The 26,552-nt window shown below is 51.8% G+C and carries 23 protein-coding genes and 1 pseudogene; 6 read left to right on the top strand and 18 right to left on the bottom strand.

What is annotated here, in order from left to right:
* Positions 1–99: 99 nt before the first annotated feature.
* The 6 genes from edd to INP78_RS13745 form a co-directional block, all read right to left on the bottom strand.
* A complete protein-coding gene (gene edd, locus INP78_RS13770; RefSeq protein ID WP_194742774.1) occupies positions 100–1,914 on the bottom strand; it encodes a phosphogluconate dehydratase in 1,815 nt (604 codons plus the stop codon).
* Between the two features lie 257 nt (positions 1,915–2,171).
* Positions 2,172–3,908: a carbamoyltransferase gene (locus INP78_RS13765; protein WP_194742773.1), complete on the bottom strand. Its 1,737-nt coding sequence runs from the start codon at positions 3,906–3,908 to the stop codon at positions 2,172–2,174.
* Positions 3,909–3,935: 27 nt separating this feature from the next.
* Positions 3,936–5,393: a lipopolysaccharide kinase InaA family protein gene (locus tag INP78_RS13760; protein ID WP_228522911.1), complete on the bottom strand. Its 1,458-nt coding sequence runs from the start codon at positions 5,391–5,393 to the stop codon at positions 3,936–3,938.
* An 8-nt stretch (positions 5,394–5,401) separates the two neighbouring features.
* A complete protein-coding gene (locus tag INP78_RS13755; RefSeq protein WP_194742771.1) occupies positions 5,402–6,277 on the bottom strand; it encodes a 2OG-Fe(II) oxygenase in 876 nt (291 codons plus the stop codon).
* Positions 6,274–7,083 (bottom strand): glycosyltransferase, encoded by an 810-nt coding sequence (locus INP78_RS13750; protein ID WP_228522910.1) that lies wholly within the window; start codon positions 7,081–7,083, stop codon positions 6,274–6,276. Before INP78_RS13750 ends, INP78_RS13755 begins: the two co-directional genes overlap by 4 nt.
* 15 nt (positions 7,084–7,098) lie before the next feature.
* Positions 7,099–7,881: a lipopolysaccharide kinase InaA family protein gene (locus INP78_RS13745; protein WP_194742769.1), complete on the bottom strand. Its 783-nt coding sequence runs from the start codon at positions 7,879–7,881 to the stop codon at positions 7,099–7,101.
* Between the two features lie 108 nt (positions 7,882–7,989).
* On the opposite strand from INP78_RS13745, the gene INP78_RS13740 reads away from it, so the two are divergent.
* Positions 7,990–8,865 carry a lysophospholipid acyltransferase family protein gene (locus INP78_RS13740; RefSeq protein ID WP_194742768.1) on the top strand — a complete coding sequence of 292 codons (876 nt, stop codon included), beginning with the start codon at positions 7,990–7,992 and terminating at the stop codon, positions 8,863–8,865.
* Positions 8,866–8,880: 15 nt separating this feature from the next.
* Here the strand turns inward: INP78_RS13740 and INP78_RS13735 are convergent, their stop codons facing one another.
* Both INP78_RS13735 and INP78_RS13730 read right to left on the bottom strand, forming a co-directional pair.
* The gene (locus INP78_RS13735; RefSeq protein ID WP_194742767.1) at positions 8,881–9,585 is read right to left on the bottom strand and encodes a type 1 glutamine amidotransferase; all 705 of its coding nucleotides are present in this window, start codon (positions 9,583–9,585) and stop codon (positions 8,881–8,883) included.
* A gap of 3 nt (positions 9,586–9,588) precedes the next feature.
* Positions 9,589–10,131: an rRNA large subunit pseudouridine synthase E gene (locus INP78_RS13730; RefSeq protein ID WP_194742766.1), complete on the bottom strand. Its 543-nt coding sequence runs from the start codon at positions 10,129–10,131 to the stop codon at positions 9,589–9,591.
* Here INP78_RS13730 and icd point away from each other — a divergent pair.
* Positions 10,130–11,380 carry an NADP-dependent isocitrate dehydrogenase gene (gene icd / locus INP78_RS13725; RefSeq protein ID WP_194742765.1) on the top strand — a complete coding sequence of 417 codons (1,251 nt, stop codon included), beginning with the start codon at positions 10,130–10,132 and terminating at the stop codon, positions 11,378–11,380. The genes INP78_RS13730 and icd overlap by 2 nt on opposite strands.
* 86 nt (positions 11,381–11,466) lie before the next feature.
* Here the strand turns inward: icd and INP78_RS13720 are convergent, their stop codons facing one another.
* A complete protein-coding gene (locus INP78_RS13720; RefSeq protein ID WP_013441419.1) occupies positions 11,467–11,670 on the bottom strand; it encodes a cold-shock protein in 204 nt (67 codons plus the stop codon).
* Positions 11,671–12,018: 348 nt separating this feature from the next.
* Between INP78_RS13720 and pilB the strand changes: the two are divergent.
* Positions 12,019–13,741 (top strand): annotated as a pseudogene (pilB, locus tag INP78_RS13715) (type IV-A pilus assembly ATPase PilB).
* Between the two features lie 39 nt (positions 13,742–13,780).
* Positions 13,781–15,004, top strand: coding sequence for a type II secretion system F family protein (locus INP78_RS13710; RefSeq protein ID WP_194742764.1), 1,224 nt, complete (start codon positions 13,781–13,783; stop codon positions 15,002–15,004).
* Between the two features lie 60 nt (positions 15,005–15,064).
* Here INP78_RS13710 and INP78_RS13705 read toward each other — a convergent pair whose 3' ends face one another.
* From INP78_RS13705 to INP78_RS13680, 6 genes are all read right to left on the bottom strand, one after another.
* Positions 15,065–15,799, bottom strand: a complete 735-nt coding sequence (locus INP78_RS13705; RefSeq protein WP_228522909.1) for a DsbC family protein — start codon at positions 15,797–15,799, stop codon at positions 15,065–15,067.
* A gap of 42 nt (positions 15,800–15,841) precedes the next feature.
* The gene (locus INP78_RS13700) at positions 15,842–17,050 is read right to left on the bottom strand and encodes an FAD-dependent monooxygenase (RefSeq protein ID WP_194742762.1); all 1,209 of its coding nucleotides are present in this window, start codon (positions 17,048–17,050) and stop codon (positions 15,842–15,844) included.
* Entirely contained in the window at positions 17,040–18,209 is a 1,170-nt protein-coding gene (locus INP78_RS13695; protein ID WP_194742761.1) for an FAD-dependent monooxygenase, read from the bottom strand. The genes INP78_RS13700 and INP78_RS13695 overlap by 11 nt, the downstream gene beginning before the upstream one ends.
* Positions 18,210–18,254: 45 nt before the next feature.
* Positions 18,255–19,556, bottom strand: a complete 1,302-nt coding sequence (locus INP78_RS13690; protein WP_194742760.1) for an aminopeptidase P N-terminal domain-containing protein — start codon at positions 19,554–19,556, stop codon at positions 18,255–18,257.
* 87 nt (positions 19,557–19,643) lie between these two features.
* Positions 19,644–20,411 carry a DUF2927 domain-containing protein gene (locus INP78_RS13685; RefSeq protein ID WP_194742759.1) on the bottom strand — a complete coding sequence of 256 codons (768 nt, stop codon included), beginning with the start codon at positions 20,409–20,411 and terminating at the stop codon, positions 19,644–19,646.
* The gene (locus INP78_RS13680) at positions 20,404–20,634 is read right to left on the bottom strand and encodes a DUF3820 family protein (RefSeq protein ID WP_194742758.1); all 231 of its coding nucleotides are present in this window, start codon (positions 20,632–20,634) and stop codon (positions 20,404–20,406) included. The genes INP78_RS13685 and INP78_RS13680 overlap by 8 nt, the downstream gene beginning before the upstream one ends.
* 171 nt (positions 20,635–20,805) lie before the next feature.
* Between INP78_RS13680 and INP78_RS13675 the strand changes: the two genes are divergently transcribed.
* Positions 20,806–21,837 (top strand): GGDEF domain-containing protein, encoded by a 1,032-nt coding sequence (locus tag INP78_RS13675; protein WP_194742757.1) that lies wholly within the window; start codon positions 20,806–20,808, stop codon positions 21,835–21,837.
* A gap of 15 nt (positions 21,838–21,852) precedes the next feature.
* On the opposite strand, the gene INP78_RS13670 is transcribed toward INP78_RS13675, so the two are convergent.
* The 3 genes from INP78_RS13670 to INP78_RS13660 are packed head-to-tail and all read right to left on the bottom strand — an operon-like array spanning position 21,853 to position 23,970.
* Entirely contained in the window at positions 21,853–22,281 is a 429-nt protein-coding gene (locus INP78_RS13670; RefSeq protein ID WP_019882820.1) for a phosphate-starvation-inducible protein PsiE, read from the bottom strand.
* Between the two features lie 45 nt (positions 22,282–22,326).
* A complete protein-coding gene (gene murU / locus INP78_RS13665; RefSeq protein ID WP_194742756.1) occupies positions 22,327–22,995 on the bottom strand; it encodes an N-acetylmuramate alpha-1-phosphate uridylyltransferase MurU in 669 nt (222 codons plus the stop codon).
* A gap of 3 nt (positions 22,996–22,998) precedes the next feature.
* Positions 22,999–23,970 carry a phosphotransferase gene (locus INP78_RS13660; RefSeq protein WP_194742755.1) on the bottom strand — a complete coding sequence of 324 codons (972 nt, stop codon included), beginning with the start codon at positions 23,968–23,970 and terminating at the stop codon, positions 22,999–23,001.
* A gap of 199 nt (positions 23,971–24,169) precedes the next feature.
* Here INP78_RS13660 and INP78_RS13655 point away from each other — a divergent pair, with 199 nt between their 5' ends.
* On the top strand, positions 24,170–26,551 hold the full coding sequence (locus tag INP78_RS13655; RefSeq protein WP_194742754.1) for an LPS-assembly protein LptD: 2,382 nt from the start codon (positions 24,170–24,172) through the stop codon (positions 26,549–26,551).
* The last annotated feature ends 1 nt before the right edge of the window (position 26,552 follow it).

The raw sequence follows: 26,552 nt of genomic DNA, 5'->3' as shown, positions 1-26,552 counted from the left end.
GTGAATTAAAAGTGCTAAGCAAGACTAGGCGCAGGAGCGCAGACAGTACGAATAGTACGGCAAGCGATCTGCAACGACGTCTTGCGACGCACTTTTAATTTACAACCAGGTAACCGCACCTTCTTCGGCAGACAGCACATTGCGGCGCATACCACCAAACAACTCACGGCCCAGGCCATGCGCATTGTAATGACGCTTGGCATCGCTAAGCTCTTCAGCTTCACGTTCAGCCCAGGTATCTTCGTCTACCAGCACGTTCAACTGGCCGACCGTACCGTTCAAACGGATAATGTCGCCATTGCGGATTTTGGCAATCGCACCACCGGCACTGGCTTCTGGACTCAGGTGAATCGCGGCTGGAATCTTGCCAGACGCGCCACTCATACGGCCATCGGTCACAATCGCTACGCGGAAGCCTTTATTCTGCAACACTGCCAATGGCGGTGTCAGTTTATGTAACTCAGGCATACCGTTGGCTTTAGGGCCCTGGAAGCGCACGACAGCAATAAAATCTCTTTCCAGCTCGCCACGGTCAAAGGCTGCCAGCAACTCTTCTTGTGCATCAAACACAATGGCTGGGGCTTCAATGATGTGACGGTCTTCAGGTACGGCAGAAATCTTGATCACGCTGCGACCTAAATTACCTTTGAGCAAACGCAAGCCACCAGATTCGTTAAATGGATGCGCGGCCGTACGTACGATGGTTTCATCGCCGCTTTCTGCCGGGTAATCGGTCCACACCAGTTTATCCGCTGTTTTCTCAGGCTTTTTACCGTAATCACGCATGCCACCACCGCTCACGGTGTAGACATCCGGATACATATAACCACCTTCGATCAGCTCACGGATCACGAAACCAGGGCCGCCAGCGGTCTGGAATTCATTAACGTCAGCCTTACCATTAGGGTAAACACTTGCCAGCAAAGGCGTCGCCTTGGCCAGGTAGTGGAAATCGGTCCAGTCAATAATAATACCGGCCGCACGCGCCACTGCTACCCAGTGGATCAAGTGGTTGGTAGAACCACCAGTGGCCAGCAAAGCCACCATGGCATTGACAATGACATGCTCGTCGACCAAACGGCCAATTGGCACAAATCTATCCTTCTTGGTGTTCTGAATCACCATGCGCACGGCTTCACGCGTCAAATCTTCACGCATGCCATCATGGGGATGGATAAAAGCTGCGCCTGGCACATGCAGACCCATGGCTTCCAGCAACATCTGGTTACTGTTGGCCGTGCCGTAGAAGGTACAGGTACCCGCACCGTGATAAGCCGCAGACTCACTCGCCAGCAACTCTTCGCGGTCACACAGCCCTTGCGCGTATTTTTCACGCACTTTGGATTTGGAGGTGTTATCAATCCCGGTGCTCATCGGGCCCGCAGGTACAAACACGCATGGCAAATGACCAAAATGCAGTGCGCCGATCAACAGGCCTGGCACGATCTTGTCACAGACGCCAAGCAACAAAGAGGCATCAAATACATCATGTGACAAAGCAACCGCAGTACTCATAGCAATGGTGTCGCGACTAAACAGGCTCAGCTCCATGCCTGGTTCGCCCTGGGTAATGCCATCACACATGGCTGGCACGCCCCCTGCCACCTGCACGGTTGCACCATGCTTACGGGCTTCATCACGGATAATATCCGGATAATTCACGTAAGGCTGGTGTGCAGACAGCATTTCGTTGTAAGCCGTGACGATCCCAATATGGGTTGGTTTCTCGGCATAAATCTTGAACTTGTCGTTTTGTGGCATCGCCGCAAACGCGTGCGCCACGTTGGCACAGCCCAGACGATCCGGGCCTTTTTCACGGTTCAGGTAATCATCAATACGCTGCAAATACGCCTTACGGGTCGGACGGCTACGCTCGATGATGCGTTCTGTTACTTCAATGTGAGATTGTTTCATTGACTATCGCTCAACTGTGTTTTAACTACCTGATGAACTATCCTGATGAACTGCTTTGAACTTGCTATTTAGTCACAGTTTAGGGTCGTAATATATATGAATCCAAACAGGTTCCCTACCTGCGATTATCGCCAAACTGGTGCAAGACGTCAAACTGAATTACCAAATTTGATGGTTTTTTTAGAGGATTCAATGACTTAAAACAATATACACCGTTTGGCAAAACCAGCTTGAAGCGACACGCTTCAAGCCAGTCTTCAGGCAGATTTGGTGACTAGGATATCTTCCAGCATGAGATACTCGAGATCGCAGCCATAGAACATGTTCAAGGCATCGGTCGGACTGCAAATCATCGGCTCGCCGCGGCGATTGAGCGAGGTATTGAGTACCACGCCATTGCCACGCAACTGCTCCAGATGCTCAATCAGCGCGTAGTAGCGCGGATTGGTGGCTTTAGTCACAATCTGCGCACGTGCAGTGCCATCTTCATGTACCACTTCCGGAATCCGCGCTTTCCAGGCCGGGTTCACATCAAAGGTGAATGTCATGTAAGGCGCCGGATGCTCGGTTTGCAGGATATCCGCCGCAATACGGTCCAGCATGCTGGGGCAGAATGGCCGCCAGCGCTCACGGTATTTAATTTGCGCATTGATGCGGTCAGCCACACCCGGAAAGCTAGGATCACCCAAAATACTGCGGCAGCCCAAAGCACGCGGACCAAACTCCATACGGCCCTGGAACCAGGCCAGCGGATTGCCGGCAGCCAGCAATTCGGCAGCCTTGCGTGGACCATCCTCCACACGGGTAAACACCGGTTTTGCCGGATGTGCTTCACAAGCGGCAATACATTCATCGTTGCTATAAGCCGGGCCGAGGTAAGCGTGCTCCATTTTATGAATGGTTTCGCCTGCCAGATGGGCAGCGTACGTGGCGGCGCCCAGGCTGGTGCCATTATCACCAGAAGCAGGTTGTACAAATAACTCTTTGACGTGCGGCAAGGAGATAATGCGCTGGTTCAGTTTTACGTTGAGCGCAACGCCACCCGCCATCACAATTTTGCCGGTCTCACGGATGATATCGCCCAGGTAATACTCAATCATCTGTAGCGCCAGGTCTTCCAGCAATTGCTGTACGCTGGCCGCATAATGAATGTACGGGTCGTCAATTTCATCGCCTTCCCGTTTCGGGCCTAACCACTCAATGAGTTTGGGCGTGAAGTAAAAGCCTTTAGATTTACCATCTGGGCTGGTTTCTTTGTAGCGGCGCAAACCAACCACATTGACGTATTCGGTATTGATGATGAGTTCGCCGTTTTCAAACTTGGCCAGACGGCTCAAGTCATACTTTTTCGGGTCGCCGTACGGGGCCATGCCCATGACTTTAAATTCGCCATCGAGCATTTCAAAGCCCAGAAACTCCGTGATCGCGCCATACAAGCCGCCTAGCGAGTCTGGGTCATAGAATTCTTTTATTTTGTGGATCTTGCCATTTTCGCCATAACCAAAAAAGGTAGTGGCGTATTCGCCCTTGCCATCAATGCCGACGATCGCTGTTTTTTCTTTAAAGCCACTCAAATGGTAAGCACTGGAGGCATGCGCCAGATGGTGCTCGACCGGCACATATTTAGCATTTTTCAGGCCCATATCCTGCATGAGTTTGAGCGACTTGTCGCGGTTGCGACGGAAACGGCGGTTACCGTTAAAAATCGCATCCAGTGCACGGTCCGGCGCATACCAGTAGCGTTTGGCGTAATGCCAGCGCGCAGCCGATGTCAGTGGGATTTCACCATACGGGAAAGCGACGACATCCACCTGATCCGGTGTAATGCCTGCCTGTTTCAGGCAGAACTTGGCAGCTTCGTAAGGCCAGTGATTCTTGGCGTGCTTGTCGCGAATAAAACGCTCTTCTTCCGCCGCAGCGACAATCTTGCCGTCCACTAAAATGGCAGCAGAAGCGTCATGCCCCAAGGCACCGGATAAACCTAAAACAATCATGCAGAAACTCGCGTAATGACTAAATAATTAAATGGAAATGCCCGCCAGTTTGAGTGGCGTATGATCCTGATAAATCAGGCTAAACGACTTTACCAGCGCATTATACAGGGAAGTATCGGCTTGCCAATTTTGCAACAGGCGGCGGATGTCTTTGGCATGTGCGCGCAAGGCCATTTGCGTGCGGCGATGCTGCTGCATGCTATCCAGGTCAATGACGACAATATCGCCCCGATCCGTCACTTGCAGATTACTGGCCTTCATGTCGCCATGTGACACCTTAAGTAAAAACCACTGGTAACACAATGTCACCAGTTGCTGGACCACATGCTGACGTAGCGCTTGATCGTGGCACTGCTGAAAAAAAGCCTGCGCATCCGGCCAGGGGCTATAAGCAGACACAAAGTAAGCCCGTCCTCGCATGCCGCAATAACGGCGCTCGTACATCAACAAAGGTTGTGGCGTCAGCATGCCGTAATACTGCAGACGATGGGCATTGCGCCACGAGGCCGCGGCACGGCTAGGGCGCCAGGCGCGACCCAGGCCATGCAGCCAATCCTTGATGTTATAACGCTTGATGACCACAGACTGGTCTTGCAGATGCGTATGCACGACGGTGCAGGTGTTGCCTGGTTTTAATACCTGACCAACATGCATGGCCACTTCCAGTGCAGGCAAGTCGGTCACATGCAAACCGCCTGTGGTACTCACCGCTTGCGCACTCTGGCTAGTTTGCTGCCAGGTCACATCGCTGCAGGTACGGAAAATCTTGCGCGTCACATAGCGCTCGACTTCTTGTGCTTTCATTTGCTTGGCCCAGGCCAATAATGTCGCAGGGACTAATGTAGCCTGCCAGCCGCGCGCGGCATCGTAGGCGGCCAGCAATGGCGCCACCCAGGCATGTTGATCCAGCACTTGAATTTTAGAGAGCAACTCAGCCAGTTGGCGATACGCACGACGCTTGCTCAAGCGCGCTTGCTGAATACCATCGCCATCCAGCGACCACACTTGACCATCGGCCAGCAGGAAATTCTTCAGATGCAAGTCGGTTTGTATCAGCCCGGCAGCATGTTGTGCCGCCAAGGTTTGCACCAGTTGCTTGAGCAATGCCAAACCTTGCGCAGATGGCAGCGATTGGTACAACACATCCGCATTATCGGCTGGCGCAATCGCCGCATAGATCAACACACGGGCGCGCTGGTCAGCAGACTCGCCTTGCCATAGCAAGGCGGGGGTCGCCAGGCCTGCCTGTGTGAGCCAACCTACCCCTTGCGCGTCACGCGCAGCGTATTTCGCGGCTTGCGCACCCACAAACACCTTGGCAAAGACGGCCTTGCCAGACCATTGCGCACGGAATACCCAGCGCCGCTGCGGCAACACGCGCACAGCCGTCAACTGTGTCAGCGCAGTCTGGTCAGCCAGCCGGATAGCGCCGCTGGCAGCATCCACCACTTCACATAGGTCAGGCGCGATGATCGCGTCAGGCATTGCACCCATTAGCGGGATTTCCACCACTGCGTGAGTTGTTGTAGCCAGCCTGATTGGCCAGAGAATAACTTTTTCGCGCGTTTATCGCGTTTTTTCATCATTTTTCTGACTTGCGACTTGGTCGCTGCATCGTCATGCGGGCGCGCCACATACAAGGTATGGCGTGATTCGCCTTCCTCATTAGGAATAGGCAAGGCCTGGTAGTAATACAGTGCAATCGAGCGGCGCGTCACGCCGTCCGGCGTCGTTAACGGATCTGGATGCCCATGAAAACTGTCAGCATCGGTATTAAAAATCACACAGCGGTTAAACACAGGCGCCACCGTTTGCTGCTTGGCCTGCATTTGCCTGTCCCATAGCTCTAAATTACCGCCGTACTCCGGCAACCAGTCCTGATTCAGGTACACCAGCATATTCACGCGGCGGTAAAGCTGCAAGCCTTCATTCACCTGAAAATCGGCATGAATACCCAGCAAACCGCCTGCCGAGGTCTCATGTAGGCCACCACCGGCAAAATACGGGTCAGGCAACAGCCCTTTCATGCCCGTTAACGCCTCAATAAACTGCAGCATCGGGGCAGAATTGAATAAGGCAAACGCCGCACGCAGCGTTTCGTCACAGTCATACGGCGAGATCTGCCGCTTATGCGTGCCGCCATAACCCTTTTCATAGACTTTGTCATGCGCTTTGGGGTCTTGCGGAAAGTGGTCCAGCAGCAACTGCGTAAACGCCGTGGGAAAAATATCGTCAATGACAGCATGTGGAAAAGGCTGCGCCTGCGCATAATCCTCAGACAACAGACTCCCTATGTCCTTGGCCTGTTGCGCATCTAGCGTAAAACCATGCGCCATTTCAATCGGCAATACCCCGTCTGAGATCGTCATTTTGTCTGTTCCTGCTGTGACTGTAATTGTTTAAGCATGGCCTGCTTGCGCTGCAAACGGCGGTTCTGCGCCGTATAACCGCTCACAAGGCCCACCGTGCCGGCCTCGACATGGTCAAGATAGCGGAACAACCTGGCAGGCGACATGCGCTCGATGACATAGCCTTGTGCTGTCAGCTTGTCTTGCAGCACATAGCCTGGAATTTGCTGTTCCATATAAAAACGGTAACCCAGCTGCTTCATCAAACCCACGTTCCACAAAGCGAAAAAGCTTTTAATGTAAGGTTCGATATAAGGCCTGGCCTGGCGTGCAGGCAAACCCATACGTTGTTTCAGGCGGCGGCTATGGTATTTGAAAAAACCGGTAAACGCGCGCCAGAACAAACGTAGATGCCCGCGGTTCAATTGATGCAAGCAACCAATGGCGGCAATAGCAGGCTGACGTTGCATGCGCTGCAAACACTCAATAAAAATTTGCGGCTCATAAATAAACGTATCGGTATGCATCAAAAACAGATAGTCCGACTGGATGGCACCCAAAATCAGGTCCAGGCCTTCGCCATGCGCGGCAAACCCCTGCTCCTTACCAGGCGACGGGCGCTCAATCAGGTGTATCCAGTCCAGACTGCGCAAATAGGCAGTGCTTTCGTCGGCGGAGTCGTTATCTACCACCCACACGTCCACCCGATTGGCATCCAGCGCGCCACTGTCAAAATGGCTTTTGAGGAAATTCAAACAAGTGCGGGTCAAATCCAGGGTTTTGTAATTGACCAGCCCGATACTGAATCTTGGTAAAGTGTGTTCCATAGGCATACTTGTGTATTAACGCTTGCTACGCTGGGTAATGCGTTTGAGTAACTGCTTATCGCACCAGCTTAAAGGGCGCGCAAATGCCTCACCGTGCAAATACTGTTTAAAAAAATACAGGCGATCGCGGTCTGCCAAGCCCTCGGTATGACGGTGCAGCGCGGCCAAATCGAATCGTGCGCGACGCCAGGCACCCAGGCTTTTCCTGGCTTTTTCCAGGTCAATCAACGCCACTTGCGCAGTGATGTCATCCGCTTGTACAAAAATATGTTTGGGATACAAAGCGCGGTGCACCCAGCCCAAATCATGAAAGCGGCGGATCTGCCTTGCAATCGCACGCAAGTATTGCCTGCGCACGGCCTGGGATTGCTTCAGCAGCGTTGGTAGCCACTGCTCCAGGTCAACAAATCCATGCAGATTTTCCGTGACTAAAATGGCGCGCTGGTTGCCTGGCTGTAGCGACTCGGCATACATCAGCACCTTAGGCGACGGGATACCCGCGGCAGCCAAGGCCTGCAAACGATGGAACTCACGCCTGAAAGTAGGCTCACCCGTCAATGGATGCTGCCAGGTACGGCGACCATGATTCTGCTGCTTTTTAACAAACACGGTGAGTGCAGACTGTCCTGCCAACGGCAATACCAGTTTACCAACACCACTCCAGCCACCACGGCGTTGGTTAGGCGCTTCAAACCAGTCAATCTCGCGTACCCACCAGTCATCAAACGCATCCAGCCCATGCTGTTGCAATGCCGCCTGGCAGGTGGGCTCTTGGTAATGTGGCTGGACGAGTTTCAAAATAAGCAGTGTTGAAATAAATTGTGCAGATGCGGGTTTTTAAACCACATTTTGTTAACATACGGGCTAATCCCGAATTTTAACAGAATGCGTTTATAAATTAGTCTCATGTTGCTGTTTTTCTGTAAAACCGTGGCCTGCCTGCCACTCTCCTGGGTACATCAACTGGGCGCTTTTTTCGGCTGGCTATCTTACCTGACGGACAAAAAAAGCAATGGCATCGCCCTGGCCAATATCCAACAAAGTGGCCTGGCGGCTGATGATGCCCAAGCCCGGCAACTGGTCAAAACCAGCCGCATCGAGGCGGGCAAGGCCCTGATGGAAACATTTTTCATTTGGGGAAGCCCTGCTGCCAAGCTGCTGCCGCTGATACAGCAAGTGCATGGCTGGGAACATGTGACCGCAGCGCAAGCACAAAAGAGAGGACTGATATTCCTCACGCCGCACCTGGGCTGCTTTGAAATCACCTCAATTTACTATGGCGAACGCGCACCGATTACGGTCTTGTACCGGCCGCCAAAACTAGAGTGGTTGAGCGAACTGGTGGTCAAAGGCAGGGAAAAAGGCAAGGTAGAGATGGCGCCAGCCAATGCCAGCGGTGTGAAAAAGCTACTGCAGTCGTTGAAGTCTGGCCTGGCTATCGGCATCTTGCCAGACCAGATCCCCAGACAGGGTGAAGGCGAATGGGCGGATTTTTTTGGCAAGCCTGCCTACACCATGGGGCTGGCCAGCAAGCTGGCCAGCAAGGCCGATGCGGTGGTGATCATGGCCTTTGGTGAACGGCTACCCGCAGGCAAAGGATTCAATATCCATCTGACACGGGTTGATGATATCAGCACGCCCACCCTGCTCAATCAGGCGATTGAACGTCAGGTGGCACAATGTCCGGCGCAATACTTATGGCAATATAACCGTCACAAGCAACGACGCTATGCTATGCACAAGTTGGAAAAAGCCCAGCCAGACCTGGCTGAGCGCGAGTAGACCGAACGTAAAAAATTAAGCCAGGCCCTGAATCCAGCGGCTGTACACTTTATCCGCCACCTGGTGCAGCACGTCACAATCTTCTGCCACCTCTGCCAGCATGGTATCCGCCGATTGTACCGCCGGGCTGGCCGCCGCACTGGCGATGTCATTCTTCCATTGTTCGGTCCACACTTTGACCATCTCGGGTGTCATTTCAATATGGCACTGCAAGCCTATATGCTTGCCCATGACATAAGCCTGATTAGCGCAATAGGGGCTGGATAACACGTGCGTCGCCCCTGCTGGCACCGTAAATGTCTCGCCGTGCCAGTGAAAGCTGTTAAACCCTTGCAGATCGCCAAACCAGTCGCGCGCGGCAGCATGATCAGCCACCTGCACTTGGCCCCAGCCGATCTCCTTGACCGGATTCTTGCTGACGACACCGCCCAGTGCTTTACTGATCAACTGCCCACCCAGGCAATGCCCAAGCAAGGGCACATCTTTGTCTACCGCCTGCCGGATTAATTGCAGCAACGGCGGAATCCACGGCAAGTCATCGTTCACACTCATGGGGCCGCCCATGAGCACGATTCCGCTGTAATCGTCGACCGAAGTCGGTACCGCTTCGCCTTTATCAATGCGCACTTCGCACCACGGAATAGCATGCCGCGCTAAAAAAGTGCCCAAATAACCAGCACCCTCGCAGCAAGCGTGTCTGAATACCACCACTTGTTTCATGATTTACCTTACTAAACTGACTTTCTCATATTGCCCAAGCAAGATTCCGTCCAACGTGTACGGGCCAATCGCATAACGGATCAAACGCAAGGTTGGAAACCCCACGTGGGCGGTCATTCGCCGCACCTGGCGGTTCTTGCCTTCACTGATCTTAATCTCCAGCCAGGTAGTGGGAATATGCTTACGCTCGCGAATCGGCGGTTCCCGTTGCCACAATTGGTCAGGTTCAGCGATGATTTTGACCTGTGCAGGCTGCGTTACAAAGTCACCCAGGTCTACGCCCTGTTGCAATGGCATCAAATCTGCTTGTGTAGGAGCACCTTCGACTTGTGCCCAATAGGTTTTGACCTGTTTATGCTTGGGATGACTTAAACGATGTTGCAATCCGCCGTCATCGGTTAGAATAAGCAATCCCTCAGAATCGGTATCTAACCGCCCGGCGGCATATACGTTGGGAATCGGAATATAGTCCTTGAGCGTCGCGTGCTTCTCATGAGCAGTAAACTGGCAAACGACGTTAAAGGGTTTGTTAAACAGTAATAACATGGAAAGTGCTATGTCTAAAATCAAGGTGCCTGCGACCGGCAGCAAAATCACCGTCAATGCTGATAATACCCTAAATGTTCCCGACCAACCTATTATCCCGTTTATCGAGGGCGATGGCATTGGTATCGACATTACGCCACCCATGATCAAAGTGGTGGATACTGCGGTTGAAAAAGCCTATGGCGGCAAACGCAAAATCTCCTGGATGGAAGTCTACGCCGGTGAAAAATCTACAACGGTCTATGACAAAGACACCTGGTTATCTGATGAAACCATGGCGGTGCTGAAAGACTATGTCATTTCGATCAAAGGCCCATTAACCACGCCTGTGGGCGGCGGCATCCGTTCATTGAACGTGACCTTGCGCCAGGAACTGGATTTATACGTTTGCCTGCGCCCTATCCAGTACTTCACTGGCGTGCCTAGCCCGGTCAAACACCCAGAAAAAACCGACATGGTGATTTTCAGGGAAAACACCGAAGACATTTACGCCGGTATTGAATGGGCGGCCGGGACTGAAGAAGTGAAGAAAGTGATTAACTTCTTGAGCGACATGGGCGTCCGCAAGAAAATCCGCTTCCCGGAAGCCTCAGCGATTGGCATCAAACCTGTGTCGATTGACGGCAGCAAGCGTCTGATCCGTAAAGCGATTCAATACGCGATTGATAACAACCGCAAATCGGTGACCATCACCCACAAAGGCAACATCATGAAATTCACCGAGGGGGGCTTCCGTGACTGGGGCTATCAACTGGCCAAAGAGGAGTTTGGTGCCGAGCTGATTGATGGCGGCCCATGGTGCAAACTGCCAAATGGCATTGTGATCAAAGACTGTATCGCCGATGCCTTCCTGCAAGAAATCCTGTTGCATCCGGAAGATTACGATGTCGTGGCTGCCTTGAACCTCAATGGCGATTACATGAGTGACGCGCTGGCGGCACAAGTTGGCGGTATCGGCATTGCCCCTGGTGCCAACTTAAGCGACACCGTGGCCATGTTTGAAGCCACGCACGGCACGGCACCTAAAATTGCGGGTAAAAACCTGGCCAACCCAAGCTCACTGATTCTGTCAGCGGAAATGATGCTGCGCCATATGGGCTGGGTAGAAGCGGCAGACCTGGTCATCAACGGCGTAGCCAAAGCCATTGCGAGCAAACGCGTGACCGGTGACTTTAGCAGCCAGATGGAAGGCGCTACCCAAGTTGGTACGGCTGAATTTGGTGACGAGATCATCAAGCAAATGTCTTAATAGATTGCCGGCTCACCAGCATCAGGCATAAAAAAAACGGCTCGCAATTGCGAGCCGTTTTGTATTTTTTACCCCTAAAACAAAAATTATGCTTTTTGTATGTTGGAGGCCTGTTTCCCTTTTGGACCTTCAGTCACATCAAAGGATACACGTTGACCTTCTTTCAAGCTTTTATAACCAGATTCAACGATTGCGGAGAAGTGTGCGAACAAATCGTCACCACCGTCATCGGGAGTAATGAATCCAAAGCCCTTAGAGTCGTTAAACCACTTTACGGTACCTGTTGCCATTTTACTTCCTTACTTTTTTACTTAACAGGGAGGCGCCCCAAAAGTTTGTCTCAAGTACTCCAGTCGCAATTAACAAGCTTTGCTTTACTTAAAGACGGCTACAAAAAACCTGAACCCAAACGCCTTAAGGATTTATAAGTTAGCATTATTTAAATGTCAAGCGTATTTTTGTATCTTTCAATGAAAGCTAAAAAATCCAGTTAAAATTTGTATAAATGCTGCATGAGAGCCCGTCTTTTCAACGATTTGAATCAGGAATTGTCCACGTATACTGAAGTAAAAAGTATAGTTGTATCAGTACATTAACTGACCTATTTCACTGTTTAGAAGACACGCATAAAGACATCTATGGCAACACTGGAAAGTTCACGGAAACTGGGAGGCATGGCGCGCATGCTGGTGCAATCTTCGCTCATGAGCGAAGAGGATGCCGCCGCTTTACAGGAAAAATCCCTGGCACAAAAGGTCAGCTTTCTATCCGCGACGCTGGCACAAAAAAGGATTTCCGCTAAAGATATCGCACAAACCGCTTCAGATGCCTTCGGCTTTCCGTTTCTAGACCTGGACGCGCTGGATCAGGACTCCCTGCCTGACAAAACCATAGATCTCAAACTCATGCAGTCGCACCGCGTATTGCTGCTGCAACAAAAAAGCAATGTGGCTTACATTGCGATTTCCGACCCCACCAACCTGCACTCACTCGACACCATACAGTTCCAGATGGGCGCCACCCTGTTCCCGGTGGTGGTGGAAGATGACAAGCTGGGCAAATGGATAGATAGAGTCGTCGAATCCAAAGACACCAGCATGTCTAGCCTGAATACAGGCAGCGATGACTTTGACCTGGGGCTGGAGGAAACCAGCGAAGCGCAGGAAGTCGAAGTGATGCAGGAGGTAGATGACGCGCCAGTCGTCAAGTTCCTGCAAAAAGTGCTGATGGATGCCATCAATATGGGCGCTTCTGACCTACACTTTGAGCCCTATGAAAAGTTTTATCGTATCCGCTTCAGGATAGATGGCGTGTTGAGGGATATGTCACAACCGCCCTTGGCCATTAAAGAAAAACTGGCCTCGCGGATTAAAGTGATTTCCAACCTGGATATTGCTGAAAAAAAGAATTCCACAAGATGGCCGTATGAAGCTGATTCTGAGTAAAACGCGTGCCATTGATTTCCGCGTCAGTACCTTGCCGCTGATTCACGGCGAAAAAATTGTGATGCGGATTCTTGACCCAACCAGCGCCACACTAGGCATTGAAGCCCTGGGCTATGAGTCTGAGCAACAAGAGGCTTTACTTAAGGCAATTCACCGTCCGTATGGTCTGGTATTGGTCACCGGGCCAACTGGCTCGGGTAAAACAGTATCGCTGTATACTTGCCTGAACCTGCTCAACGACCCAGGCGTGAATATCTCCACCGCTGAAGACCCGGCAGAAATTCCGTTGCCTGGCATTAACCAGGTCAACGTGAATGACAAGCAAGGCCTGACTTTTGCCGCCGCGCTAAAATCCTTTTTACGCCAGGATCCAGACATTATCATGATTGGTGAGATTCGTGACCTGGAAACCGCGGACATGGCCATTAAAGCCGCCTCTACCGGCCACATGGTGTTGTCCACACTGCACACTAATGATGCACCAACCACCTTGTCGCGGCTATTGAATATGGGCGTCGCCCCCTTTAATATTGCCTCAGCCGTGACGTTAATTACTGCACAACGTCTGGCCAGACGCTTGTGCAAGCACTGCAAAGTGCCGCTAGATGTCCCGCAGGAAGCGCTGCTCAAAGTGGGCTTCACAGAAGCCATGCTGCACGGCGACTGGCAACTCTATGGGGCGAAAGAAGGCGGCTGTGAGCACTGCAATAATGGATATAAAGGCCGCGTCGGCATTTACCAGGTCATGCCTATCAGTGAAGCCATGGCGCAGATTATTATGTCTAACGGCAACGCGCTGGATATTGCGGCACAAGCAAAAAAAGAAGGCGTGAAAGACCTGCGGGAATCCGGCTTGCTCAAGGTGAAACAGGGCTTAACCTCGATTGAAGAAGTCGAAGCCGTCACCAACGAATAGTCTTGGTGACTCAATCAACCTCATTTTTAAGAAAACACTATGGCGACTGGCAATATCAAACAATCGGTGTATCAGTGGGAAGGCAAAGACCGCAAAGGCAAGCTGGTCAAAGGCGAAATGCGCGCCAATGGCGAGGCCGTGGTGAATGCCACCTTACGCCGCCAGGGCATTACGATACTCAAGGTCAAAAAACAAAGCGCGCTGGCTGCCAAAGGCAAAGTCACTGAAAAAGACATCACCTTATTTACACGCCAACTCGCCACCATGATGAAAGCTGGCGTGCCGTTGTTACAGGCGTTTGATATTGTCGGCAAGGGCCATCACAACCCTGCGGTATCCAAGTTACTGGGCGATATCAAAGCCGACGTGGAAACCGGTAGCAGTCTAAGTGCGGCATTCCGCAAATATCCTTTATATTTTGACCAACTGTTCTGCAACCTGGTCGGTGCTGGCGAGCAGGCCGGTATTCTGGATAGCTTGCTAGAGCGTCTGGCCACGTATAAGGAAAAGATTCTTGCCATTAAAAGCAAGATCAAGTCTGCGCTGGTCTATCCCGTTTCCATCATTGTCGTCGCTTTTATTATTACCGCAGTGATTATGATTTTTGTGGTGCCCGCCTTTAAAGATTTGTTTAGCAGTTTTGGGGCCGATCTGCCTGCACCTACAGTCATCGTCATTAACCTGTCCAATTTCTTTGTCGCCTGGTGGTGGGCTATTTTTGGCACCATTGGTTTTGGTTTCTGGTTCTTTTTCTACACCTGGAAACGCTCAGAAAAAATGCAGGCGACCATGGATCGTTTAATGCTGCGCCTGCCTATTTTTGGTGAGCTGATCCGCAAGGCGACCATTGCCCGCTTTGCCCGTACACTGTCGACTATGTTTGCAGCCGGGGTACCGCTGGTGGAAGCCTTGGACTCTGTCGCAGGAGCATCTGGCAACAAGGTTTATTTTGATGCGACCAAAAAGATTCAAAGCGAAGTCAGTACGGGTACCAGCCTCACCGTCGCCATGCAAAATGCCAATGTATTTCCTAGCATGGTGATCCAGATGACTGCCATTGGTGAAGAATCCGGCTCATTAGACGGCATGCTGACCAAGGTGGCTGACTTCTACGAAGGCGAGGTAGATGACGCCGTGGCCGCGATTTCCAGCCTGATGGAGCCCGTGATTATGGTGGTGCTAGGCGTGCTCATCGGCGGCTTGGTCGTCGCCATGTATATGCCTATCTTCAAAATGGGCAAGGTGGTCAGTGGCGGCGGTTAATCCAGCGCGCACAATAAAAAAGGGGCTATTCATAACCCCTTTTTTATTTCGGTATCGGAATTACTTTTTAGCTGCCTGTAACGACTTTTCAATTTCGTCGTATGGCTGGGCACCTAACATGCGCTTGCCGTTTTCAAAAAACAGCGTTGGTGTGCTGTTCACACCGACTTTATGTGCCAACTCACCGACTTTTTCCAGCGGCACTTCACACTTGGCTGTTGTCGTCGGCAATTTGTTATTCAAAATCCAGTCCTGCCAGGCTTTAACACGGTTGGTCGCACACCAGATGCTGCGTGATTTATTAGCCGCATCCGGGTGCAATTGCTCAATCGGATACAAGAAGGTATAAATCGTCACATCATTGATATTGCTGAGCTCTTTCTGCTCCAGGCGTTTGCAGAATGGGCAATCGACATCAGAAAATACCACCAGTTTACGGCTGCCATTGCCTTTGACCACTTTAATCGCCTGATCCAGGGGTAAGGTATTAAAGTCGATCTTGGTCAACTCATCCATGCGTTCGCCGGTAATATCTTTTTTGCTTTTGGGATCCACCAGGCGGCCTTCGGCAATCAGGAAGCTGAACTTGTCGTCGGTGTAAATAATTTGCCCGCCCATATACACTTCATACAAGCCTGGGTATGGTGTTTTGGTCACGCTGTCGACCTTGAATTTTGGATAAGCGCTTTCCACCAGTTTTTTCAGAGTGGCTTCGTCGGCAATACTGCTAAAAGACCATAGCGCGGCCAAGGCCATCAAGCTGCCCATCACACACTGGCCGATAGATTTTTTCATGACATACTCTTTCTCAAACATGCGCCATCGCTCTCTGCCACATCAGCCTTGAGTCGCTGCGCGAATTAAAAAACGTTTAAGCATAGCACTGTTTTCCACCCCACGTAAGCCTAGCAGGGCAGCATGTGTCCACACGGCTTGTGGACGCGCAAACAAGGTATCCAGACCGCGTGTCAGCGCATGCATCTTTAAAATATCCGGCTGCCGCGTACGCATCACATGCCGTAAAAAACGTGCATCGCCTAACGGCCGGACAGCAGGCAATTCGGCAATCTGCGCGCATAGCGCCTGTACATCCTGAAAGCCCAGGTTAACGCCCTGCCCGGCCATCGGATGCACCTGATGCGCGGCGTCACCTAATAGCATCACTTGCGGCAACGCCATGGTATCGGCTGTGTTCTGCATCAGCGGGAAAGCCAGCACAGGGCCACTCGGCGTTAACTGCCCAAGTAGCTGACCACTACGCTCAGCCACCTCTACAGCCAAAGCCTCGGCGGACAAGGCCTGTTTTTGCGTGACAACCGCATGCGGCAATGCCCATACCAGTGACACCTGTTGTTGCGGCATGGGCAGCAACGCCAGGGTTTCATGTTCGCCAAACCACTGCCTGGCAATATTGCCATGCGGACGTTCAGCTTTAAAATTCGTCACCAGCGCCGTTTGGGCAAAATCCACTTGCTGCACACCCACTGCGCATTGCGCCCGCACCCATGATCGCGCACCATCCGCGCCTAACAATAAGGAGGCTTCAATTTCATGCTGCGGCAAGGATAACCGCACCATATGAGCGCAATGTTGCAACGACTGTGCCGGAGCGTCGGTGATTACAGTCACCTCAGATTCAGCCAACACCTGCCAGCAGGCATCTATCAATGCCTGGCTTTCAACGATATAGCCCATTTCCGGCAGATGCGCCTCATCCGCACTCAGGCTCAAGCTAGGCGTGGCATGGTGATGTGTGGGCGACCACAAATGCATGGCCGCAATCGGGTTGAGACGACTGGCAGGCAGGCGTGACCACACGCCCAGCGCGCGCAGCCAATTGACAGTTTGATTGGTCAAGGCATAAATACGGGCATCCCAATGCGCCACGTCACTTACCCAGTCTGCTGGCAATGACTGTGCAGGCTTGGCATCGCTCAACACCACCTTTTTGCCCAGGCGAGACAAGGCAATGGCCGCCGTCAGACCCACCAGGCCAGCGCCCACAATCGCGACATCGGTTTTAATCAAAGAATGCTCAACTGCCATAACTCATCTTGTTCACCAGGAAACGGCGCGCCATCGGCAACAGGCTCAACGCACCCAGTCCCGCGCCACGCAACAGGCCGACGCCGACCAGGTCATTAGAAAACACATTCACCAAAAAGTCGGTAAATTGCAGGCCACGGCCAGTATCGCGCTGCCGTGACTGGTGATACTCCGCCAGGCGGTATGCTGCGCCCCATTCGCTGGCTTGTGTCGCAGCCACGTTTTTGGCTAAGGCCACAGCATCGCGGATGCCGACATTAAACCCTTGCCCGGCCACCGGGTGCATGGTTTGTGCGGCATTGCCGATGACCACGCAATGCGTGGCAAAGGTCTGGCCCAATTTACTGAGTTTGAGCGGAAACCTGAATCGTTTGCCTGCATGCAAAAATTTGCCCACGCGGTCACCAAAAGCCTCATGCAAGGCTTGCAGGAAAGCGTCATCATCCAGCGCGGCGATCTCATCCAGATACGCCTGCTCACCCGTCCATACCAGTGAAAACTGCGGCCCGTTGGGTAGCAATGCCATCGGCCCACGCGGCGTAAAACGCTCATAGGCAATATTGTGGTGGGGCTGCTCGGTCTGCACCAGGCCGACTAGCGCATCATGCCCATAATGCTTGGTTTCACGCACCAGGCCAGGAATCGCCTCCAGGCTGCGGCCGCCATCGGCAATCACGGCCAAAGGCGTCGATAACTTTTGTACGACGCCATCAACTGGCTGATATTCCACCTCAGTGGCGCTGGCATGTACATTCAACCCCGTCACCGGCACCTGGTATTGCATGGTGATGCCCGCTGGCGATTGTTCAAGCCGCGCATCCAGTGCCTGCATCAAGGCGCCATAAGACACCACATAACCCAAGGCAGGCAAATCATGTTCCTGCGCTTTTAGCAGCGTGCGGCCAAAGCCTTTTTGCTGTGAGACATGAATGGTTTCAATCGCCGTCACGGCCGCTTCTAACTGCGCCCACACGCCCAATTGCTCTAATACCTGGCGGGTGCCATAAGACAAGGCCAACGCGCGGCCATCGCCATACATGGCACCGGGCGATTGCGCCTCCAGCACCGTCACCGGCACACCGGATTGTTGCAACGATAGCGCCAGCACCAGCCCGACCGGGCCGCCGCCTATCACTACCGGATGGTTTATGGTTTGCATCACACTGACTGCCTTTGATTCCATCTCAATCTATACTCAAATCGCTTACGCACGCTGACGCATCAGCGCTTCAATATCATCCACGGTCTTCACCGCTGCCGAGGTGATCACCTCATGTCCATTGGCGGTCACCAGCACATCATCTTCAATACGAATGCCAATATTCCAGAAATGTTCCGGCACATTGCCTGCCGGGCGCACATAGCAACCTGGCTCTACCGTCAGCACATTGCCTGGCTGCAGCATGACCCAGTCACCACCAGCGGTTTTATATTCGCCTGCATCATGCACATCCAGCCCCAGCCAGTGACCTGTGCGGTGCATGTAAAACTGGCGGTAACTGCCTGTTTCCAGCACGGCCTCACGACTACCCTGGCACAAACCATAGTGGATAAAGCCATCTACCAGCACGTCTAAAGCAGCCTCATGCGGCGCATTCCAGTGGTGCTGCGGGCTCACGCTGGCAATGGCTGCCGCCTGTGACGCCAGCACCAATTCATACAAATCTTTTTGCGGGCCGCTGAAACGGCCGCTCACCGGAAAAGTACGCGTAATATCAGAGGCATAACCATCCAGCTCGCAACCGGCATCAATCAACAACAAATCGCCCACTTGCAACTGGGCATTATTCGCGTTGTAGTGCAAGGTGCAGGCATTCGCGCCGCCAGCCACAATGCTGGTATAAGCGGGTGCCTGCGCGCCCTGGCTATAAAATGCATGTAAGAACTCGGCCTCGATTTCATATTCCCACTTGCCCGGCATCACCGCCTGCATGGCACGGTTATGCGCGCTGGCCGCAATACTGGCTGAGCGGCGCATCACTTCAATTTCGTAGAGGGATTTAAGCAGACGCATCGCATCCAGCGTTTGACGCACATCAACCAGCTTGGCAGGCGCCTGCACGCCAGTGCGGGCTTGTGCCTTGACGGCATTCAGCCAGTGGCTGACTTTGGCATCCCAGCCCGCATCACTGCCCAGGCTAAAAAACAATTCCGGCTGATTCGCCATCAGCTTGGGCAACTGTTCATCCAACTGCGTGATGGAGTAAGCGTCATCAAAACCGAATTCTGTTTTAGCCGCCTCCGGCCCATAGCGGAAACCATCCCAGATTTCGCGGTCCACATCTTTGTCACGGCAAAACAGAATACTTTTCGGCGCTGGTCCGGCAATCAACACCAGTACAGCCTCAGGTTCTTTAAACCCGGTCAGGTAATAAAAATAACTGTCAAAGCGGTAAGGATAATGACTATCACGATTGCGTGTCACTTCTGGCGCGGTCGGAATCACCGCGATACCGGCTTGCATGCTGCTGATCAGTTGCTGGCGACGACGGGAAAATTCTTGCATGGGAACACTCAAGGCACATTCTGAATAGGTGGGAATTGTAGCGTATTTGGTTGGCAATTGCAGGAATGGTTCCAGCCAGAAGGCTGGTTAGAAGCCCATCATGTCATATAACTCGGATTGCCTGACATTTTTTTCGGCAGATTGTATGGTGCCGTCGCTTTGCCATTGTTGCAATTGACGCGCCAGGATAGGCTGCACTTGCCCGGCGCGCATGCCAGGCTTAATCGCCGGTAGATACAGCATTTTCAGCAATAAGGCATCGAGGCCGGTTAATAATGACTCTGGCGTTTTATCGTTAAACACCGAGGGATAGACTTTTTCTGAATCATTCGGCAAGCCCATGGCTTGGGTGATTTCTTCGACGATGCAAGACACCAGTGCACCATGTTCTTGTGCATGATCGACAGGAATCACCACCCAGGCACGCTTGATGGCTTTTTGGGTATCCAGGGTCACGCCGAACATGCATATGGCATCGGCAGGTGGCGGCAGACTTTTATTGTCACTGATGCGTGCAACTTCTTGTCGCCATTGCGCAGACTGGCTAAATACCACGGTCATATTGGCTTCAGCCGCACTGACGGCCAAACCGATCGGGTGGCCAGTGATCTGGGCCAGGTGTCTTAAATGCGCCGTCGTCAGCGAGATATGCTGATCTGCCCGATCGGCATGATGCACCAACCACACTTTGACCGGCTGCTGCCATTTGCGTACGACCTGCTCGCCCGCCACATATTCACTATGTAGCGCCACCTCATTAAATGCCTGCTGCAAGTAGTCAGGCGATTGCCATGCCTCATCAGCATGCACAGCCTGCGTGGCCAGCAAGCAGGAAAACAGCATCAGCTTAATCATGATATTTGCTTGCCTCGGTGCGCAAGGGCGTCAGTAACGAAGACAGTCCGTTATGGTCAATTTCACGCATCAGGTGCAGCAAGCGGCCAAGCTCGCCCGGTGGAAAGCCTTCACGCGCAAACCAGTGCAGATAATGGCCGGGCAAGTCAGCAATCAGCCTGCCCTGATATTTGCCATAAGGCATTTTCAGGGTCACCAGTTGCATTAAATCTTCACTTTTCATAAGCCATGGGATTCAATTTAATTAAAAATATCAATATAAATAATGGGTTATTAACTTTCTTTCGCGTCTACCCTTAAAAAAATCCCCGGCTTGCCGTTATTCCCCTTGAGTATGTACAAATACTAAACAATAAGAAGATTCTTTGCGTTGAATTTAACATCGCGAGAGGCCATGATGCAATACGAAATCACTAAAGAAAAAAGTGCAGAATACCTTCGACAAGCCATCCATCACATGTCGATGCAGGATGCGGCTTTTCATCCTGTCAGCTACGCTGTCTGGTATGAATACTCATCGGGCGAACATGCGCGCCTGATTGAAGAAGTCAATGACTTGATTGAGAAAGAAAAAAGACTCAACGAGAAGAGTACGACCCACCTGTTTAACAAACACATCGCTGGCGCAGATGTCGATAGCGCCAAGGTACTGGTTGAACGTTTTAACCAAGTGGTGACCAGTATCACCTCCTCCACCGAAAAGGCCGGGCATGAAACCTCCCAGTTCAGGAAGTCACTGGACGCCTGGTCCGATGAAATTCAACAGCTGTATCCACAACTAGGCGCTCAACTGGGATCTTTACTCTCGGATACAGCGCAAATGCAAGCGTCCATGCATGGTTTGCAGCATCAGCTCTCATCCAGCCTGGAAGAAATTGCCGAGCTGAAAAACGAGATTATGAAGGCCAAGCAGGAGGCGATCTCTGATGGCCTGACCGGACTGATGAACCGCAAGGGATTTGATAGCGCCCTGCATCAATGCCTGGACACCGGGCCTGCAGAAGAAACCTGCCTGATGATTGCCGATATTGATTTCTTTAAGAAAGTGAACGACAGCTACGGGCATTTGTTTGGTGACAAAGTGATTCAGGCCGTGGCCAGAATCTTAAAAACCGTGTCTGGCAACTTATATACCGCAGCGCGCTATGGCGGTGAAGAGTTTGTACTGTTGCTGCCACACACCAGCATGGATATTGCGCACGAAATTGCGGAAAACATTCGTCGCCAGGTGGCAGCCATCACTATTAAAAACAATGTCACCCAGCGGCTAATTTCCAACATCACCATTTCCATGGGGGTGACGGCTTACCATCCAGGCGAATCTGCTGACAGCTTTATCACACGGGCTGACCAGGCGTTGTATACCTCAAAAGCACAAGGACGTAACCAGGTCACCATGCTCAGCGGGGAACTGGCCGCCGCCTGATGGCCTGTCAACGTGCTATAGCAAATCGCGTTTTTGCTCGGGGATATCCTCGTAAGGATAACGCGAATGACCAAAACGCATGACCAGGACTGAAATCGCTAAAATCAGGATTGCCGCAGACACTGCCAACATATGTGTCTCGGTCATTTCCTTCATGTCCAGCAATAAATAACGCGCTAACGCCACCATCGCGATATAAATCGGATAACGCATAGGCAGTTTACCGGTGCCGAAGTAGCTGTTAATCATGGAAAACACTTCCAGGTATAAAAACAGCTGCAATAAATCACCCAGCCCGACCATGCCGGCATCCCACATGCGTGCCAGCTCGTGCGCTAGCGAAAAGAAGGTCGCAATGGTGACCAGCCCCAAGCCCAACCGCTCTATCCACATCAATGCCTGGTGCGCTATTTTATCGGTGCGATGCTCATATGGTGGCTTCATGTTTCCCCCTGATTCATTCTTTTTTGCTTTTAACTCTTTTAGCTTTTAGTTCTTTTTACTCAGCCAATGATCCAGCTGTTCTAAACGTTCTGGCGTGCCGATATCATGCCACAATCCATGGTGATGTTGTCCAGTCACACGCTGCTGTTGCATTGCAGCTTTTAACAATGGCGCTAATTTGGCCGACTGCCCGTGCTGTACACTGTCGAATAGCGATGGATGATAAACACCCACGCCCGAAAACGTCAACCGGTCCGCAGCAGACTCAAGCACCAGCCCATGTTGCAGGGCAAAGTCACCGGCGGCATGCTGCGGCGGATTATCGACCATGACCAAATGCGCCAGTTTGCCGGTTGGCAATGCCAGGCTGGCATAATCAATATCGGTAAATACATCGCCATTCACCACCAAAAATGGCGCATCACCCAATAACGGCAAGGCATAGGCAATACCGCCCGCCGTTTCCAGCGCAGTGCCTTCAGCACTGTAACGAATCGTCACCTGCCATTGCTGACCGTCGCCCAGCGCATCCTCAATCTGCTGCCCCAGATGCGCATGATTAATGACCAGTTCGGTGATGCCTGCCGCTGCCAGGCGCTCGATATGCCACACAATCAAAGGTTTGCCGCCTGCCATTAATAATGGCTTGGGAGTATAGTCAGTCAGCGGCCGCATGCGCTCACCTCGGCCTGCGGCCAGAATCATCGCACGCATGGCTTAATCTGCCTTTTCCAGCGTCAACAGCAATTTAAGAAACGGGCGTAACTCGACATAACGTTCACACGCCGCCTGCAAATATTGCATCACCAAAGGCATATCCTTGAGGTAGCCATCTTTGCCATCACGGTGATACAAGCGGGCAAAAATACCCAATACTTTAATGTGGCGCTGTACGCCCATCCATTCAAAGTCTTTATAAAACTCGCCAAAATCGGCCGTGACAGGCAAACCGGCTTTTTTTGCCGCTTGCCAGTAGCGGACCACCCAGTCCATTAAATCCTCTTCATCCCAACGGATGTAAGCATCTTTGAATAAGGACACCAGGTCGTAAGTAATCGCCCCAATCACGGCATCCTGAAAATCCAGCACGCCGGGATTATTGTCAGGCGTGACCATCAAATTGCGTGAGTGATAATCTCTGTGCACCGACACTTGTGGCTGCTGTAAAATATTGTTGATCAACAAGGCAAAGGTTTTATCCACCACAGCCTGCTGCTCGGCTGACAATGTTTTACCCAGATGCTTGCCCACATACCACTCAGGGAACAGTTGCAGCTCGCGCATCAGCAGCGCTGCATCATAAGGCGGCAAAGCATCTGGCTGCGTGGCTAGTTGCATGTTGATCAGCGCCTGGCAAGCATCGCCATACAACGCTTTGGCATTATCGCGGTTTAACTGTGACAAATAGGTATCATTGCCCAGGTCACTCAGCAGCAAAAAGCCTTGTTCTATGTCCTGCGCCATAATTTTTGGCACATTCAGCCCGGCCGCCAGCAATTGCTCAGCCACGCGCACAAACGGGCGACAATCTTCCTGTGGCGGCGGCGCATCCATGGCAATCAAGGTGTGTGTTGGCAAATGCACGCGAAAATAACGCCTGAAACTAGCATCTGCCGAAGCCGTCGTGAGTGTGAAAGGCTGATCAAGCACCTGCTGCAGCCAAAGGTCTAGTTGCTGTGTTCTATCCACAAATGTTCCCAAATAATGAATCAGCCCATACTAACGGGCATTACTGTTAAAATGCGGCTGTCATTTTAAGTGAAAAATGACTTTTTAAGCATTTTCATGAATAATATAGCCCAATTGAAATGGGACATCTGGCCGCAGGGTTCAGGATGCGTGCATACAACTGCCGGCCATTCGCAGGCCTTACCGAAACGATCACTCTTTGAATAATTTGCAAGCTCACTCATCCACCTTTCAGGACCGCGGCATCCGTCTGATTCTGGCAATCATAGCCATCAGCACGCTATCGCCTGTGCATGCACGCGCGGATGATCAAGCTGAGGCCGCGGTGATCGTCGCAGAAAACGCCGCCTTGCCAGGCGCCATTGAAATCGAGGGGGATACCCTGCAACTGCGCATGGATAGACAAATGCGCGCCATAGGCAACGCAGTCATTCGCAAAGAAGGCCAACAGGTCACAGGCGATGATATCCGCTATGACATCCAGAATGACGAATTGCAAGTAGACGGCAATGCCGTCATCACCGCCGGACAAACCAAAATCACCGGCCCCATGCTGCGTATGCGCATGAGCGAAAATATTGGTGAAATGCGTGATGTCACCATTGAGTTTAAAAGCAGCCCGCCGCCGCCCAGCAACCAGGACAGCAGCCCGCTATTAAGCGACCAGGCGATTTTGCTCAGCGACCCTAAACGCTATCTGGAAGATGACCAGTCATACAGCGCTCAAAGCAACAATACTTCGTTTGAAAATATCCGCGCCACGGCCAAGCAAGTGCTGTTTGAAGGCCAAAATATCAAGCGTTTGAAAAAGGCCAGTTACACCTCCTGTGCTGCCGATGTGGACGACTGGTATATCAAAACTAACAACCTTGAGCTCAATGATTACACGCGCACGGGTGAAGCAACCAATGCCTTTGTTGAGTTTAAAGGCGTGCCTATTCTTTACACGCCGTGGATGAGTTTTTCTTATAACAACCAGCGCAAAAGTGGCTTGCTGGCACCGTTGTGGGGAACTACCTCCAGAAGCGGCTTTGAGTTACTCACGCCATACTACATTAATATCCGCCCGGATATGGACGCTACCATTGCCACCCGCTTCCTGAGTAAACGCGGTACGCAACTGCAAGGTGAATTCCGCTACCTGGGCGAAGACTATTCAGGGATTAACAACTTTGAATATCTGGATAAAGACAGCCTGACCGGTGAAACACGGTTTTATGCAAAGCTGTCGCACGCTCAACGGTTTAGTGAGCACTGGTCTGGCGGATACAATCTCGAAAAAGTATCTGATGACAAGTATTTCTCGGAAATGGCTACCAGGATTCAGGTCACCTCCCGCGTTAACTTGCAACAGACTGCTTTTGTCGACTACCAGGATGACAATTGGACGTTCAATGGCTCAGTGCAACGCTACCAAAACTTGGACAACAAGTCTTATGTGTACCAGCGGCTGCCCCAACTGACCGTTAATTATGACAACAGCTGGAACGGCTTTACAACGCAAACGGCGGCGCAATATGTATTTTTTGACAGCATGCAGGAGATGGGCAAGGTCGCAACGGGCTCCAGGCTAAACTTTTATCCATCCTTGTCTTACCCGATGAAAAGCTCTTACGGCTTTGTCACGCCCAAGTTCGGCGTCAATACTACCCAATACAGTCTGAGTAACAATGTGCCCTCTGGCTATTCTGAGGAGTACAACCAGTTGAGCCGGACGCTACCCATTTTCAGTCTGGACTCAGGCCTGTATTTTGATCGCGAATCTAACTTTTTCGGGACAAACTACACCCATACCTTGGAACCCAGAGCTTATTACGTTTACATCCCTTACCGGGATCAAAGCAAAATACCGATTTTTGACACTGCACTGGCAACCTTAAACCAGGACTCTATTTTTACCGAGAACCAATTTATTGGCGGCGACCGCATCAACAATGCCAATCAGACCACAGTAGCAATTACCAGTCGCCTGATTGACGCTGAAACAGGCATTGAACGTTTAAGTGCCACATTAGGACAACGTTTTTATTTCGAAGACCAAAAAGTATCTTTGCCAAACACGTCAGCCAGCACGCGCAAATCCTCTGACATTTTGGCCGGGTTTACCGCCCGTCTTTCCAGCCGCTTGAACCTAGACACATTCTGGCAATATGACCCAGACCGCGGCAATATGGAACGCAACAACTATTTGCTGCGTTACAACCCGGAACCAGGCAAGTCGTTCAGCTTTGGCTACCGTTACACCGCCAACACGCTTGAGCAATTCGACACTTCTGCCCAATGGCCACTGGGCGCTGGCTGGTATGGTATCAGCCGCCTCAACTACTCCATCCGCGATGGCAACGCTGTGCAGTTTTTGGGCGGGCTGGAATACGATGCCGGATGCTGGCAGGCGCGCGCAGTCATGCAACGCGTGCAAACAGCGACTGCGGACGCGAACTATGCCATGTTTTTCCAACTCGAACTCGGTGGGTTGACCTCCATTGGTGCCAACCCGTTAAATGTGATCAAGCGTAATATTCCAAGCTATATGCGCACCTACGACATCCCGGCAATTTACAGAGACCAGAACTCGCAATGAT

Source organism: Methylophilus sp. 14 (assembly GCF_015354345.1).
Taxonomy (GTDB): domain Bacteria; phylum Pseudomonadota; class Gammaproteobacteria; order Burkholderiales; family Methylophilaceae; genus Methylophilus.
Note: the sequence above shows the minus strand (reverse complement) of the source record. Positions and strands in the feature narration are given on the sequence as shown.